Genomic DNA, 15,996 nt, shown 5'->3' with positions numbered 1-15,996 from the left:
ATCGCCTTCCCCAAATAACTTGCACGCAGGCTTGGCCCGAGCCTCCCCCCTCCGCCGGGGAAGTATCCGACATACGGGGTAGCACACCATCGGACCATCCGTTCGAGCGCTCGCATTAGGAGGGATTGCGTATCCGGCTCGTAATGGAGGTTTGCGAAATGACACTTTCCGCACCGGTTTTCCAGCTCAAGCGCCGAGCCAAGTTGATGGCCCGCGAACAAAAAATCCCTCTGGCCACGGCACTGGACCGGGTTGCCCAAGAAGAAGGGTTTACACACTGGAGCCTGCTTGCGGCCCGTTCATCCGGGCTCTCATCCACTGAAGCCACACTCTCCAGACTTGAAAACGGTGACTTTGCGCTGCTGGGCGCCCGTCCCCGACAGGGCAAGACCCTCATGGGCCTGAAGCTCCTGCTTCAAGCGGCCCGAGAAGGACGCAGAGCCGTATTGTTCTCGCTAGAATTTACCGAACAAACAGCTCGGGAATGTCTGGCCGATCTCGGTGCCGAGCCCGGAGAAACAACCGACCGCCTGTCGGTCGTGACATCCGAGGAAATCAGCTCGGATTTCATCATCGAGTACCTTGAGGACGCTCCGAGCGGAACCATCGCGCTGATCGACTATCTGCAGATCCTCGACCAGCGGAGAAGCAAGCCGGATCTGGCTGTGCAGGTAAGGGAACTTCGGGAGTTTGCCCGAAACCGGGGAATTATTCTGGCGTTCCTCTCCCAGATAGACCGCTCCTACGATCCGGACGTGAAACCTCTTCCCGATATGAGCGATGTCCGCCTTCCCAACAGGCTTGATCTGAGTCTTTTCAGCAAGGCCTGGTTCATTCATGGCGGCAAGGTCGGATTCCAGTCAACCGCGTGAATTAATCTGCACGGCGGCCGGTGCGCTTCGGATCGGAGTAGCATCGGCTGCCAGTCGTTGGTATACCATTAGAAAAAACACAGCCTGAAAGTCAGACCTCAGATCGCAACCGGATCGGAACTCATTGTCGTGCGATAACATTTTTCTACGGAATTTCGGCGCCCAACGGAGCGCTGACGAGATGATCTGACGCTTCAGCCAAGGTCGACATGTCCGCTTTCATATTTCCGTATGAAAGCGGAGTGATCCAATAAAGATAAATCAAGTAAAACTAGGGATGGAAAATGAGCTTTCTGGATACTTCGGAGTTGAGTGGGACATTTCTTGGCCGTGTGTGGCGGCCCGAGGTGAGCGGTCCGGCTGTGGTCACTTTGCGCGACGGACAGGTGATCGACATAACCTCGAAATCCGCACCGACGGTTCGTGACATCTGTGAGATGAACGATCCGGCAACCTATGTCTCGGCCGCTGCGGGCACGTCTCTCGGCACTCTGGAGGATATTGCTTCCGCAACACCCGGCGATCTTGAAGCGATCCATTTTTTGGCCCCCTGCGACCTTCAATCCGTGAAAGCCTGCGGCGTGACCTTCGCAAGCTCCATGGTCGAGCGCGTGATTGAGGAGCAGGCCGCAGGCGATCCGCAAAAGGCGGAGGAAATCCGCAACCGCGTCGGCAGCGCAATCGGGGAAAGCCTGCGCAACATCAAGGCGGGTTCGGAAGAAGCCGCAAGGGTGAAGCAGGCCCTGATCGCCGAAGGTCTTTGGAGCCAGTACCTGGAAGTCGGCATCGGTCCGGATGCGGAAGTGTTCTCCAAGGCGCAGGTCCTGTCCTCAATGGGCCCTGGCGCGGATGTCGGCCTTCACCCGATCTCAAAGTGGAACAACCCGGAGCCCGAGGTGGTTCTGGCTGTCTCCTCGAACGGCAGGATCGTCGGCGGCGCCCTTGGCAACGACGTGAACCTGCGCGACGTCGAAGGCCGCTCCGCCCTGCTTCTGTCCAAGGCGAAGGACAACAACGCTTCCTGTTCCATCGGTCCGATGTTCCGCCTGTTCGACGCAACGTTTTCGCTCGACGATGTCCGCAAGGCAGAACTGGACATGAAGGTCGAGGGACCTGACGGCTTTGTGCTGAATGGCCATTCCTCCATGCGCGAAATCAGCCGCGATCCGGAAGACCTTGTCCGTCAGACGGTAGGACGCCATCACCAGTATCCCGACGGCATCGTGCTTTTCCTGGGCACTCTCTTTGCCCCGACGAAAGACCGTGATGTTCCCGGCGAAGGCTTCACGCACAAGCTCGGCGACGTCGTGACGATTTCCGCGCCCGGTTTCGGCAAATTGACGAACACGGTCCGGCTCTCGACCGAATGCCCGGAATGGACATTCGGGATCAGTAACCTGATGCGCAACCTCGCCCAGCGCGAATTGATATGAACAAAAAGGGGGCGGCCCGGTGCCGCCTCTTTCGAATTGGGTAACGCAAGACTTTCATCCGCTTACAAGGCAGGATGGATCATCTTCGAGGGATCGACGACCTTGTCGAATTCCGCTGCATCGACATACCCGAGATCAAGGCATGCCTGCTTCAGCGTCATGTCGTGTTCGAACGCATGATGCGCGGCGTGGCTGGCCTTGTCGTAGCCGATGACCGGGCTGAGTGCAGTGACCAGCATCAGCGACTGATCCAGATATTCCCGGATCCGCTTCTCATTCGGCTCCATGCCATCGACCAGGTAGCGGGCGAAGTTCGTACAGCCGTCCCCCATGATCCGAATCGACTGCAGGATGGCATTGATCATCAGAGGTTTATAAACATTCATCTCCAGATAACCGCTCGCCCCGCCGATGCCGACGGTGACGTCGTTCCCCATCGCCTGGGCGGCGATCATCGCCAGCGCCTCGCACTGGGTGGGGTTGACCTTGCCAGGCATGATCGATGACCCCGGTTCATTCGCCGGAATCTTCAGCTCATAAAATCCGCAGCGCGGCCCGCAGGACAAAAGGCGGATATCGTTGGCGATCTTGAAAAGCGAGACAGCCAGCGTCCGCAGAGCTCCGCTGAACATCACCAACGCATCGTGGCTGCCCTGCACCGCGAACTTGTTGGGCGCGCTGACAAATGGAAGCCCGGTGAGCTCCGCTATCCTGGAGGCGGAGCGTTCCGCGAATTCCGGATGGGTATTGATCCCGGTTCCTACAGCCGTCCCCCCCAGGGCAAGCGCATACACATCCGTCAGCGCATGCTCGATCCGCGCGATGTCCTGATGCAGCATTTCGGCGTATCCGGAAAACTCCTGTCCGAGCGTCAGCGGCGTGGCATCCTGCATATGGGTGCGCCCGACCTTGATGATCGCGTCCCAGGCCTCGGACTTGACCTTCAGGCTTTCATACAACGTGCGGACACCGGGCAGCAGCCTGTGCGTCGCCTGAATGGCGGCCGCCATATGCATGGCTGCAGGAAAGGTGTCGTTGGACGACTGGGACATGTTGACATGGTCATTGGGATGAACGGGGTCCTTGGTCCCCAGCACCCCGCCCGCATGGGCGATCGCCCGATTGGAGATGACTTCATTGACGTTCATGTTGGATTGCGTACCGCTGCCCGTCATCCACACATGCAGCGGAAAATGCTCGTCCAGTTGACCGTCCGCGACTTCTTCCGCCGCCCCGACGATCAGATCCGCCAATTGCCTGTCCAGCAGGCCGAGATCCAGATTGGTCAGCGCCGCAGCCTTCTTCAGGATACCGTAGGCATGGATGAGTTCCATCGGCATCAGGTCGCTGCCGATGGAAAAATATGTCAACGACCGCTGTGTCTGCGCGCCCCAGTATTTGTCTTCGGGAACGCTGATCTCGCCCAGACTGTCACTTTCCATGCGCATTCGGGATCTCCTGAAGAGTGGCTTATGAAGCCAGCAGGGTTGAAGTCAGATTGCTGTCGGGAACCTGCAGACCATCGATGACATCGAAATGATGCCGACCCGGTTCTTCGTGAAAGATGGCGTTCGGCCATGCCTCGGAGAGCAGGCGGGATTGGCGAATGAATTCCGGTCTTTCGTCCCCGCCCACCCAGGCAACGACCGGACAGGTGCCTGACGGCGCCTTGAGGGCGGGACTTTCGGCAACCGCATCCTCCTCCGTCATCCGGAACGCATCGTTCATGGAAGTGTTCCGCAACGGGCGCAGGTCGTGCACTCCGCTGATCGAAACGACTTTCTCGATACGTGCAAGAACCTTTGGAGAAAGGGGCGTGTCCTCGCACACCAGACGCGTGACGAGATGGCCACCGGCCGAATGCCCTGTCAGCCGTACCGGACCAACGATCCGCTCACAGGCCTTGCCAACCGCGAGGCCGATCTGCCGGGTTATGTCGGATATGGCGACGTCCGGCACCAGATCATATCCCGGCAGGCACACGGACCACCCGCGAGCAAGACAGCCTTTGGCGAAATGGGACCACGATGACCTGTCGAATTTGAGCCAGTAGCCACCATGAACATAGACGACGAGCCCTTTCGCCTTGCCTTCCGGATGAAAGATATCGAGGCGCTGACGATCCGTCTCGCCATAGACAATCCCCAGGTCCTTTTCGATCCAGGTCTTCCGGAACGTCCCGGCTTCTTCCGTCCACCGCTGCGGATAGTCCGCGGCTCCCGGGATATGCGCCGCGTTGGCGTAGGCATCATCCCAGTCGGTAACTTGAGCAGCCATCATTCACCCCTCCTTGCCGAATCCGAAATATATCGCGGCGCATATCCTTGCAGATTTGTCTGCCAAGCGGAATGGACAGTGTTGAGGCATATTGCGTCTCGGCTCGGCCTGAATCCTCCCCCGATCGCAAGTTCAGAGAGGGTCTTGATTGTCCCACCGGACACCGCCAAGTTCCGGTGCTCCTCCCGGGCAGACCGGAGCCGTCGCCGTTGCCTTGTTGGCAATTCACAAACCCGGCACCTGTGTGTTGCGTTTGCAGGTTTCCCCGGTGGAAGATCCCTGCGCTTCGGAAAACGGCGACAAACCTCGAATGCAGGCGCACAGCGCACCGGAACAGTAAGAGAACATTTACCCTTGCGGAACACAATGGGAACAGGTAGTATGTTCTCGATTTGTACCAATCCGTTCTCGCGATCAGGGGAAGCACCATGTTGACGCGCAAGCAGTATGAACTGCTCATGTTCATTCACGAAAGACTGAAGGAAACAGGTGTCCCGCCGTCTTTCGATGAGATGAAAGATGCGCTTGACCTGCGCTCAAAATCCGGAATTCACCGGCTGATCACGGCTCTTGAAGAACGTGGCTTCATTCGCCGGCTGCCCAACCGGGCCCGCGCGATGGAAGTGGTCCGTTTGCCGGACTCGATCGCCCCGGGCCTCGGCACACCACGGCCGCGCGGAAGCTTTTCCCCGGAAGTCATCGAAGGCTCCCTCGGCAAGCCGGAGGCTTCCATACCGGTTGCCACGGATGCCGGGGTCAGTATGGAAATTCCGGTGATGGGCCGCATTGCTGCGGGTGTTCCCATCGAAGCCATCCAGACTCACAGCCATTCCATCACCGTTCCGCAGGAGCTTCTCGGCAAGGGCGAGCATTATGCCTTGGAAGTGCGCGGCGATTCCATGATCGAGGCCGGCATTCTGGACGGCGATACGGTTCTGATTCGGCGAACGGAAAGCGCTGACAGCGGTGATATCGTCGTTGCTCTGGTCGATGATGAGGAAGCGACCCTGAAGCGGCTTCGCAAGAAAGGCGCCTCGATTGCCCTCGAAGCTGCAAATCCGGCCTATGAAACCCGTATTTTCGGACCGGGCCGGGTCCGTGTTCAGGGCCGTCTGGTCGCCTTGTTCCGCCAATATTAGAACCGGTTCAAGCAGCAACGGCTACACGGTGTCGGCTCGCCGTTGCCTTACGGACCGTTTCTCGGTGACGAGCGTCGCAGGCTTTCCCGGGTGACGCTCCCCGGCCGATGCCATGGCCGGGGTGAAACGGGCATAGCGTATTTTATTGTGCTGATTTCGGTAGACGCGGAACCTCCTCCCGCTGGCGAATCTCCGCCGGCCGGGTCGGGATGAGATAACCATACCGAGATCGCTCCCCGTCGCCGCCGTACGTCACGATCGAATACAACTAGGGCCTCACATCCGGGTGAGGCGATCATATCGCTCACGACAATATCGGCATAGCGGCAGTCCAGCGAAAGAGCCTGCGGGCTCTTCGGCAGGGCAATGCTCAGCGGAACCGCTCCACGTTCCGAAACACCTTTTTCCCCGATATCCTTTTTGTCTTGCTGGGTATGAGCACGGGCAAGGACAACGCACCCTTCGTCATCGCAACGTCTTTGCGGCGATTTCATCGTGCGCGATTCAATCTCCCTGTCAGGAACGCCTTCCCGTTGAAACCACAGCTCAGCCTGAAAGCTCTTTCGTCCTTTTGACACCCGCAGTAAACCGGCCTCATCCCGCGTGGCAACGACTTGCCCCGATGCGGCAATCTGAATATCCGGAGGCCGTGACAGGAAAATCAGCGCCAGGGCCGCAGTCAGCTGAGCCAGCGACCAAACCCGCCGCCTGCCGGAAATCAGGAGAGCAATGAACAGCGCGGTCAAAAGCAGCAACGCAGACATTCCGCCCAACGTCCCGACAGCGCCCGCATCCGCACTGAGGTTCGCCGTAAAGGCGGCTGTCTCTTGCAGGATGGACAGACCGAAAGCCATTACATGAAGGGGAAGCGCCGCCAGCCCCAGAGGCATCAACACCAGCGCGAGAACGCCCATCGGCATAACAAGCAGCGAAAATACCGGCATGCCCAGAAGGTTGCCCAACACCCCGTAAGGCGCAATGCGGCCGAAGTGATGTGCGCCGATGATGCCGGTGGCCAGCCCGGCAACCAGTGCGGTGACGAACAGACCCATGGCCCATTTGCCGACGAAACGCAGCACCTGCCGGAAATGCCCCGAAGCCCTACCCTCGTCCTTTTGCTGCTGCAGGTCTGCGGAACGCTTGCGCCACAGCTCGTATACGGCGACAAGGCAGATCACCGCGGCGAATGACATCTGAAAGCCGGGAAAGAACAATCGCTCCGGCGCGACGATCAGCAGGAACAGACCTGCGAGCGCGACGCTTCTCAGCGTCAGGCCGCGCCGGCCTGTGAAAATCCCCAGAAAGACAAGAGCGATCATCAGGAAGGACCGCTGTGTGGCAACCGCTGCCCCGGATATGAGCAAATAGGCTACAGCCGCAGCCAGAGCGGCTACGGCCGCCCATTTGTGGGTCGGCCAGCGTAGCGCAAGGGATGGAAACAGGGCGAGCAGCAGCAGGACAGAGCCGTAGGCGCCGCCAGCGAAAAGTGCCATATGGAGCCCGGATATCGCAAGGATATGAGCAAGACCCGCCGCCCGCAGATCGTCCTCCTGCTCCTGGCTGATACCACTGCGATCCCCGACCAGAAGAGCAATCACCAACGCCCTTTCAGGCGTATCCGGCAGAGCCGACCTGATCCGGTTCGCCAATCCGTCCCGCACATGCTGAATGTATGCCGCCATGCGCAGCAACAGCGAAGGGTCGCCTGTTTCGGCAGGCACAGCAGGGCCGTAACTGAAGCCAGTCGCGCCAATTCCTGAAAAGAAGGCACGATAGGAAAAGTCATATCCGCCTGGGCTGACCGGTCCCGCGGGAGGAAACAGCCGCGCCCTGAGACTGACACCTTCGCCGACCCGGTTATGATCGCCCGCGGGAACCCGCAGGCGGACTTTTTCCGGAAACGTCACCGCGCTTCGCGGATGCCCGTCTATTGTTTCCAATCTAAGCAGGACACGGGTTCCCCTCGAACCGGTCCCGCTTTCAAGAACATGCCCTGTCAGGGTGACAGTCATCGTCTCGCCGAGCCGTGGAGCATCCACGATGGCGGTCCTCATTGCGGCGACGGTGAGGCCGCAAGCCAGCGCAAGGGTGAGGATGGCGGTCTCGCCCAGAGTGCCGCGACGTCCGGTCCATACGGCCAGTGCCAGCGTCAATGCAGCCAGAACGGCCAGCACCGGCCAGTGAGGTTCTTCGGGAAGGAGGTTGTAGACCGCGATGCCCGCGGCAAAGGCAAAGCTCCACCACAACAATCGACGGCTGTCCCCGTCGCGCTCCTCTGCAACCTTGATCGCACCGGACGGCCCGGAAAGGAATGCCCATATGGACCGGCGCGCTCCAGCAGGTTTTCTGCTTCCGGTTCCCGAGCGGTTTTTTCCGGTTATCACGGCAGGAGCATCACGAACCGTTGCCGCAAAAGAGCGGCTGTCATCCTGCGGAAGCGGGTTTTGTCCCTTTGCCAACGATCCTTTCACCTCACCATCGGAAGAACGGGTAATTCCATCCGTAATTGGCGGCCCCCTATTTTGACTTGCCAAAGCCTGTGCTAAGACCGCGCCACCATGAAGGCGCGGACCGCGCCGCTATTCTTACAGAGACTTTCAAATAAGCACCATGCCACAAGAAATCGTCACGCGCTTCGCCCCCTCTCCCACGGGCTTCCTTCATATCGGCGGCGCTCGCACAGCGCTCTTCAACTGGCTGTTCGCCAAACATCATGGCGGCCGGATGCTGCTGCGCATCGAGGACACCGACCGTGCACGTTCGACACAGGAAGCGGTAGACGCCATCCTGGACGGACTTTCATGGCTGGGACTTGACTGGGACGGCGATCCGATTTCCCAGGCTTCGCGCGTCGAGCGCCACAAGGAAGTCGTCGAACAAATGCTCGCCAACGGAACAGCCTATTATTGTTACTGCTCTCCGGAAGAAATCAATGCCATGCGCGAGAAGGCCCGCGCTGACGGCAAGCCGCCCCGGTATGACGGAACCTGGCGTGACCGGGATGCTTCCGAGGCACCGGAAGATGTCGCGCCGGTCGTTCGCATCAAGGCTCCGCTGGACGGCGAGACGGTGGTTGATGACCTGGTGCAGGGCCGGGTCGTGATTCCGAACAAGGACCTTGATGATTTTATCCTGCTGCGCTCGGACGGAACACCGACCTATATGCATGCGGTCGTGGTCGACGATCACGATATGGCCGTCACGCATATCATCCGCGGTGTCGACCATCTGACGAATGCCGCCAGGCAGACGCTTATCTTCAAGGCGCTTGGCTGGGACGTTCCGGCAATGGCGCATATTCCGCTCATTCACGGCCCGGACGGCGCCAAGCTTTCCAAGCGTCACGGCGCCACGGGTGCTGAAGCCTACCGGGCAATGGGGTACCTGCCGCAGGCCATGCGCAATTACCTTGCCCGCCTTGGCTGGAGCCACGGAGACGAGGAAATCATGTCGCTCGACGACATGATCAAATGGTTCGGACTGGACGCCGTCGGCCAGTCCGCCGCCCGTTTCGACTTCAAGAAACTCGAGAATCTCAACGGGCATTACATGCGCGCCACAGGCGACGCGGAACTGCTCGACCACTGGAAGGTCTATCTGGCGCATGCAGAAGGCGGCCAGGCAGTTCTGGACTGGCTGGCTGTGGGTGAAAACGCCAGCACTGCCCTGACCGCCCTTCCCGGCCTGAAGGAACGTGCAAAGACGCTGGTGGAATTGACCGAAAGCGCTTCTTATCTGTGGCGTCAGCGCCCGCTCGACATCGACGAGAAGGCCGGCAAGATCCTGAACGACGATGCAAAGGCAATCCTCGCCGACCTCCACATGGTTCTGTCGTCCGCGGCCGAATGGGCCGCAGAGCCCCTGGAAGCCGCCGTGAAGACCTATGCGGAAGAGAAAGACCTGAAGCTCGGCAAAGTGGCCCAGCCGCTTCGTGCAGCCCTCACAGGGCGCGGAACGTCGCCGGGAATCTATGATGTGCTGATTGCACTCGGCAGGCAGGAGTCCCTTTCCAGGATCCAGGATCAGGCTGCCTGATATCGCCTGCGATTCGCCCGTACCCGGGCAACGCATCAAATAAATCGACCGGCCGACCTCGGCCGATCGATCGCTCTTGGACCAAAGCTTTATACCGGCCAGCTTGCGGCACTGCGGTAAATGGGCTACGCAAGACGCGAAAATTTCTCAATTGCCGCCTGACAACCGAATTCGGGGCTCTTCCAACGAAGAGCCAGTCATCAGGGCGGTACTCAGGTTAACGTGAAGGGGTTTTCTGAATGGCCGACAACAACGCCAAGCTCAGCGTCGATGGTAAAGCCCACGATTTCGACGTTCTTGACGGATCCATCGGACCGTCGGTGGTGAACATCTCGTCCTTGTACAAGGACACAGGCATGTTCACTTACGACCCGGGGTTTACCTCAACCGCGTCTTGCGAATCCAAGATCACCTATATCGACGGTGACGAAGGAACGCTTCTTTATCGCGGTTATCCGATCGATCAACTCGCAGACCATGGCGACTTCCTCGAGTCCTGCTATCTGCTTCTCTATGGCGAACTGCCGACAAAGGTGCAGAAGGACGACTTCGTCCAGCGCGTCACCTATCACACAATGATCCATGAGCAGATGAACCGGTTCTTCTCCGGTTTCCGCCGGGATGCCCACCCCATGGCCGTGATGGTCGGTACAGTCGGCGCATTGGCCGCCTTCTACCATGATTCAACCGACATCACCGATCCGCATCAGCGCATGGTTGCGTCCCTGCGCATGATCGCCAAGATGCCGACGATCGCCGCCATGGCCTACAAGTACCATATCGGCCAGCCTTTCGTTTATCCGCGCAACGATCTGGGATATGCGGCCAACTTCCTGCATATGTGCTTTGCCGTTCCCTGCGAGGAATACAAGGTGAACCCTGTCCTGGCCCGCGCCATGGACCGGATTTTCATCCTGCATGCCGATCACGAGCAGAACGCGTCCACGTCGACGGTTCGTCTCGCGGGCTCGTCCGGCGCCAACCCGTTCGCCTGCATCGCAGCCGGTATTGCCTGCCTGTGGGGTCCTGCTCACGGCGGCGCCAACGAAGCCGCGCTCAACATGCTGTCGGAAATCGGTTCGGTGGACCGCATTCCCGAATATGTCGCCCGCGCCAAGGACAAGAACGATCCGTTCCGCCTGATGGGCTTCGGACACCGGGTCTACAAGAACTACGACCCGCGCGCGCGTATCATGCAGAAAACCACGCATGAAGTGCTCAACGAGCTCGGCATCAAGGACGACCCCCTCCTGGACGTCGCCATGGAGCTGGAAAAAATCGCTCTCAATGACGAGTATTTCGTCGAGAAGAAGCTGTACCCGAACATCGATTTCTACTCCGGAATCACCCTGCGTGCGCTCGGCTTCCCGACGACGATGTTCACCGTCCTCTTCGCTCTTGCCCGCACAGTCGGCTGGATCGCGCAGTGGAAGGAGATGGTCGAAGATCCGTCCCAGCGCATCGGCCGTCCGCGCCAGCTTTATACAGGCTCGCAAAAGCGCGATTATACGCCAATCGAACAACGCCGCTAAAACGGCCTGCGTCAAGAAGCCCCCGGAAATCCGGGGGCTTTTTTTGTTGCCAACCAGTCTGTGGGTTTCTCTCGGGCCGCAAGCCAAGCTGAAACTACGGCCGGAGGCTTCCTGACAGGGCGCAAGCGCACCTGGACAATTCCAGAGCGTGTCGCGTTCAAGCGGATTCATGGTTTCAGGAAGGTGCCCGAGACAGCGTTTGCGTTGTAAATGCGTTCGGAAGATTTCCTGAATTCAAATTAACGCGGGATGCTCTAACGTCTGTCCGCTGTCATGGCTGCCACAACGACATCCGCCGCCGCTCCGCGCTGGCTGTAGCCATCAGGCAGGCGCATCACCTCATCCAGCCGCGCCAGTTTGGCAATCTGTTCGCGTCGTTCCGCGCTGTCGCTGAGCAAAACCTTCAGATGCCGCGCCAAAACGTCCGGCTGCACTTCGTCATCGAGAAATTCAGGAATTGCCCTGGCCCCGAGGATTATATTCGGCAGAACGAAGGACTCCACGCTGGAGAACTTGAAAATCCTGTTGAGTTCCTTGATCCGGCGAAAAAACCAGTCGACCTTGTAGGCAACGACCATGGGAACGCCCGACAGCGCCAGTTCCAGCGAGACAGTGCCGGAAGCCGCGAGGGCAGCATGCGCGCGGCGGAAGGCCGCTTTCTTGGCGTTCTCTCCGCATACGATCTGCGGCTTCACAGGCCAGTTCGAAACACCGGCCCGTATCCTGTCCTCAAGATGGGAAACCGCCGGCAGGACAACTTCCAGGTCCGCCTGATCCTGGGCAACTTGCGCAACGGTTTCACCGAAGACACTCAGCAGCCGGTCGATCTCGCTGCCCCGGCTTCCCGGAAGCACCAGAAGCACCTTACCGCTCTCGCCAAAGGGCCGGCGTTCACCTTCATCTGGCCGCAGATAGGCCGAGTTTTCACTTAACGGATGACCGACGTAGTGGGTGCGGGGTCCGCCGAGACGTTTATGCACTTCCGGTTCGAACGGCAGAAGCGCCAGCAGCTCGTCGACATAGACGCTCATCTTCCGGGCCCTGCCCGGCCGCCAGGCCCAGACTGATGGGGACACGTATCCGACGATCGGAATATGCGGTGCGCTCTTGCGCACTCGCTTGGCGACATTGTGAGTGAAATCGGGGCTGTCGACGATTACCAACACATCCGGATCGGCGGCGATCACCGCATCGACTGTCTGATAGACCCGCCTGACGATGCGCGGCAGCCGCGCCAGCACCGCAGTCAGTCCCATGACAGAAACGTCTGACATATCGAAGAAACTCTTGAGGCCGAGTGTTGTCATCCGCTCACCGCCGACGCCGCAATATCGAACCCCTTCACCAAGTCTCTCGTTCAGCGCCTTGATGAGTTCCGAACCGAGCAGGTCTCCGGATTCCTCGCCTGCGACAACGCAAACGCTTGGCCCGGTGCCCGTCATTTACCGGAAACTCCGGCGTCCTGCGAACGGTCCAGACCGATCAGGAAAAGGCCTGCCGCGTCCGCTTTTCGCAGGGTTTCGTCCTTTTCGGCAATAAGAGCCCCTTGCGCTTCCACGGCGATTCCCGCAAGGCCCGCGGCAAGTGCGAGCTCGATTGTCCTGGGTCCGACAGCCGGAAGATCCACCCGCAAGTCCTGGTTGGGCTTGGCCGTCTTGACCAGAACGCCGGTTCGTCCCTTGTCCCGCACTCTTCCAATCCGTTTCAAGTCCGCGCAACGCTCAAGCATGGCATCCGTGCCCTCGGCGCCCTCCAGGGCAATCACGCGCCCGCCGACAGCAACAGCAGCCTGGCCGATATCCAGTTCTCCAAGCTTCTCGGTCGCTTTCAATGCCAGCTCGACATCCTGCCAGTCATCTTTACCAGGTCGCACGCGGCCCAACACACCACTGGAGGCCAACAACTGCGGCGCGACATCCTTTATCCCCACGACGCGATACCCCTCGTCTTCAATTAGCCGGATCACTTTCGTCAGCAGGCTGTCATCTCCGCCCGCCAGCGCCCGGATAATGGTTGGCAAACGCTTGAGTGTGCCGAGGTCTCCCAGAACCGATGCAAAATCGGGCCGCCTGGATACCCCACCGATAAGCAGGATATCCCGACAGCCCGTCGTTTTCAGGAAAGTATAAAGACGACCTATTTCGCCCCAGCCCAGCTCCGTATCGGCCCGACCGCGGGTGCCCGCATCGGCCTCTCCCTTGATGGCGACGATCCGGAAATCACGCCCTGCCGCACCAAGCGCATCCGCAATCTGCACCGGCAGGCTGCCGTTGCCGGCAATCAGGGCAATCCGTCTGGTCTCGGCCTGATCCGGGACGGACATTTTTTCAGTCTTCGCTGCGCGGCGTACAAAAGCGCCGATCATCCTTGTCCAGGATAAAGTCAGTCACTGTCTTCACCAAGGGCTGATCGGCGCTCTCTGCGGCCAAAGCTTCCGCCCGGCTGCGCAGCGTGCCATCCTGGCTTTCAAACAGGGCCCGATAAGCTGCCCTCAGAGCATGAATCTGCTCTCTGGGAAGGCCCTTACGTTTCAAACCGACCAGATTCAAGCCTGCGAGACGCGCCCTGTCGCCAATCGCGGATCCATAGGGGATGACGTCGAATTCGACACCGGTCATGCCGCCGATGATCGCGCCGGTTCCGATCCGGGACCATTGCCGTACGGCACTGAGTCCGCCCAGAATAACAAAATCGTCCAGTTCCACATGACCGGCCAAAGTCGCATTGTTTGCCAGAATCGCGTGGTTGCCCACCTGACAATCGTGACCGACATGCGCGCCCATCATGAACAGGCAATTGTCGCCGACCCTTGTCACACCGCCGCCGCCCACCGTACCGGGGCTCATGGTCACGTGTTCGCGGATCTGGTTGTTCGTGCCGACCGTCAGATAGGTCACCTCGCCGGCGTATTTCAGATCCTGCGGCTTGTGACCAATGCTGGCAAAGGGAAAGATATGAGTGCCCGCACCAATGCTCGTATGCCCGGCAACGACGACATGAGCCTCCAGCGTCACACCCTCGGCAAGTTCGACGTTCGGCCCGATTGTCGAATATGGTCCAATGTGGACCCCTTCGCCGATCACGGCCCCGTCTTCGACAATGGCCGTTGGATGTATGTCAGTCATGTTTCCTCACGCATCTATCAGCATGGCGCTGACTTCTGCTTCTGCGACTTTCGCTCCGGCGACCGTCGCCACAGCATCGAATTTCCAGATATTGGAGCGTTGCTTGATCTTCTTGACGTGAAAATGAACCTGATCCCCAGGCTCCACGGGCTTGCGGAACTTGGCCCGGTCGATGGTCATGAAATACACAAGCTGCGGCGGAGCATCCGCGCCCCTTGCGTGCACACAGAGCGCACCGGCGGTCTGAGCCATCGCTTCGATCAGGAGCACGCCCGGAAAGACCGGACGGCCCGGAAAATGACCGGTGAAATGAGGTTCGTTGATGGTGACGTTCTTGATGCCGATGCAGCTGTTGTCGCCGTCCATCTCGATGATCTTGTCGATCAGCAAAAAAGGATAGCGGTGCGGCAGAAGCTTCATGATTTCCATGATGTCTGCGCTTGCAAGTGTCTTGTTTTCTGCGTCTTCCATGAAATGCCCCTTGGCGGATCAGCTCCGCAAAGTTCTTGTCTGTTTATCCGTTTACGATCCGCTGCCGCGCTCTGCAAGTTTTCTCACGGCGGCGACTTCCCGGAACCATTGTTTCACCGGTTTGGCAGGCGTGCCTCCGTAACGTCCCCCCGCCGGAAGACTGTCACTGACGACACTTACCGCGGCAACCTGGGCACCCATACCGATGGTCACGTGTCCGCGAACACCGGTCTGGCCGCCGATGGCAACGAAATCTTCCAGTGTGCAGCTTCCCGACAACCCAACCTGCGATACGAGAACACAATGCCGGCCGATGACGACATTGTGGCCGATCTGCACCTGATTATCGATCTTGGTTCCTTCACCGATAATCGTGTCGCGGTTCGCGCCTCTGTCGATGGTGGTGTTGGCGCCGACCTCGACATCGTCCTGAATGATCACCCGGCCTACCTGAGGGACTTTCAGATGCCCCTGGGGGCCCATGGCATAGCCAAATCCGTCCTGGCCGCAACACACCCCGGGATGAAAATAAACATGGTTGCCGAGCACTGTATGCTGCACGGTGCAATTTGGTCCGATCACGCAATCGCGGCCGATTCTCACACCCTGGCCGATCACCGTATTCGCCCGAATGACAGTCCCTGCCCCGATTTCGGCACCAGCGCCGATCACGACACCCGCCTCCACTGTCACATTCTCTTCCAGACACGCGTCCGGATCTATCGCCGCCCTGTCGGAAACGGTTGCCGGTCCGGGCTCCTTCGGGACCATCGCATCAGGATAGAGCCGCGCCAGAACCTTGGCCCAGGACCGGTAGGCGTCCGCGCAGACAAGCACCGCGACCCCTTCTGGAACCTTGTCCTTGTGTTTCTTGGTGACCATGCACGCTGCTGCGGTCGTCGCCCGAAGCTGATCGAGATAGATCGGATTATCGAAGAAGACCAGCAATCCGGATCCGGCCTCTTCCAGTGGCGCGACGCCCGTAATTTCCAGGGTCTCGTCGCCACGATGGATCTCGGCTTCCGCCCAGTCGGCGATGTCCCGCAGTGAAACTGGGGCCGGGGTCGCAAAAAAATTTGGCTCGGACATGATTGTATCCTTGTTGCCAGCCA

The 15,996-nt window shown here is 59.4% G+C and carries 13 protein-coding genes; 5 read left to right on the top strand and 8 right to left on the bottom strand.

Annotated features, from left to right (window positions below; translation table 11 throughout):
* Nucleotides 1-158 precede the first annotated feature (158 nt).
* Both OA90_RS22595 and OA90_RS22590 read left to right on the top strand, forming a co-directional pair.
* Complete coding sequence (locus tag OA90_RS22595) at nt 159-872, top strand: DNA helicase (protein ID WP_068418129.1); 714 nt, start codon at nt 159-161, stop codon at nt 870-872.
* Nucleotides 873-1,156: 284 nt separating this feature from the next.
* Nucleotides 1,157-2,305: a fumarylacetoacetate hydrolase family protein gene (locus OA90_RS22590; protein ID WP_156510603.1), complete on the top strand. Its 1,149-nt coding sequence runs from the start codon at nt 1,157-1,159 to the stop codon at nt 2,303-2,305.
* Between the two features lie 62 nt (nt 2,306-2,367).
* On the opposite strand, the gene fumC is transcribed toward OA90_RS22590, so the two are convergent.
* A complete protein-coding gene (gene fumC / locus OA90_RS22585; RefSeq protein WP_068417928.1) occupies nt 2,368-3,753 on the bottom strand; it encodes a class II fumarate hydratase in 1,386 nt (461 codons plus the stop codon).
* A gap of 22 nt (nt 3,754-3,775) precedes the next feature.
* A complete protein-coding gene (locus OA90_RS22580; RefSeq protein ID WP_082837216.1) occupies nt 3,776-4,585 on the bottom strand; it encodes an alpha/beta hydrolase in 810 nt (269 codons plus the stop codon).
* A 425-nt stretch (nt 4,586-5,010) separates the two neighbouring features.
* Here OA90_RS22580 and lexA point away from each other — a divergent pair, with 425 nt between their 5' ends.
* Nucleotides 5,011-5,721, top strand: coding sequence for a transcriptional repressor LexA (gene lexA / locus OA90_RS22575; RefSeq protein WP_068417925.1), 711 nt, complete (start codon nt 5,011-5,013; stop codon nt 5,719-5,721).
* A gap of 47 nt (nt 5,722-5,768) precedes the next feature.
* Here the strand turns inward: lexA and OA90_RS22570 are convergent, their stop codons facing one another.
* Nucleotides 5,769-8,180: a ComEC/Rec2 family competence protein gene (locus OA90_RS22570; protein ID WP_068417923.1), complete on the bottom strand. Its 2,412-nt coding sequence runs from the start codon at nt 8,178-8,180 to the stop codon at nt 5,769-5,771.
* A 151-nt stretch (nt 8,181-8,331) separates the two neighbouring features.
* Between OA90_RS22570 and gltX the strand changes: the two genes are divergently transcribed.
* Complete coding sequence (gene gltX, locus OA90_RS22565) at nt 8,332-9,756, top strand: glutamate--tRNA ligase (RefSeq protein WP_068417921.1); 1,425 nt, start codon at nt 8,332-8,334, stop codon at nt 9,754-9,756.
* A 239-nt stretch (nt 9,757-9,995) separates the two neighbouring features.
* Nucleotides 9,996-11,288 (top strand): citrate synthase, encoded by a 1,293-nt coding sequence (gltA, locus tag OA90_RS22560; protein WP_068417918.1) that lies wholly within the window; start codon nt 9,996-9,998, stop codon nt 11,286-11,288.
* 254 nt (nt 11,289-11,542) lie between these two features.
* Here the strand turns inward: gltA and lpxB are convergent, their stop codons facing one another.
* From lpxB to lpxD, 5 genes are read right to left on the bottom strand one after another with little or no spacing between them, the layout of a single operon-like run.
* Nucleotides 11,543-12,730, bottom strand: coding sequence for a lipid-A-disaccharide synthase (gene lpxB, locus OA90_RS22555; RefSeq protein ID WP_068417917.1), 1,188 nt, complete (start codon nt 12,728-12,730; stop codon nt 11,543-11,545).
* On the bottom strand, nt 12,727-13,611 hold the full coding sequence (lpxI, locus tag OA90_RS22550; RefSeq protein WP_068418116.1) for a UDP-2,3-diacylglucosamine diphosphatase LpxI: 885 nt from the start codon (nt 13,609-13,611) through the stop codon (nt 12,727-12,729). Before lpxI ends, lpxB begins: the two co-directional genes overlap by 4 nt.
* Before the next feature lie 4 nt (nt 13,612-13,615).
* A complete protein-coding gene (lpxA, locus tag OA90_RS22545) occupies nt 13,616-14,413 on the bottom strand; it encodes an acyl-ACP--UDP-N-acetylglucosamine O-acyltransferase (RefSeq protein WP_068417915.1) in 798 nt (265 codons plus the stop codon).
* A gap of 6 nt (nt 14,414-14,419) precedes the next feature.
* On the bottom strand, nt 14,420-14,884 hold the full coding sequence (gene fabZ / locus OA90_RS22540; protein WP_068417912.1) for a 3-hydroxyacyl-ACP dehydratase FabZ: 465 nt from the start codon (nt 14,882-14,884) through the stop codon (nt 14,420-14,422).
* A 51-nt stretch (nt 14,885-14,935) separates the two neighbouring features.
* Nucleotides 14,936-15,973, bottom strand: a complete 1,038-nt coding sequence (gene lpxD / locus OA90_RS22535; RefSeq protein ID WP_068417909.1) for a UDP-3-O-(3-hydroxymyristoyl)glucosamine N-acyltransferase — start codon at nt 15,971-15,973, stop codon at nt 14,936-14,938.
* Nucleotides 15,974-15,996: the final 23 nt, after the last annotated feature.

Source organism: Labrenzia sp. OB1 (assembly GCF_001624695.1).
Taxonomy (GTDB): Bacteria; Pseudomonadota; Alphaproteobacteria; order Rhizobiales; family Stappiaceae; genus Roseibium.
Note: the sequence above shows the minus strand (reverse complement) of the source record. Positions and strands in the feature narration are given on the sequence as shown.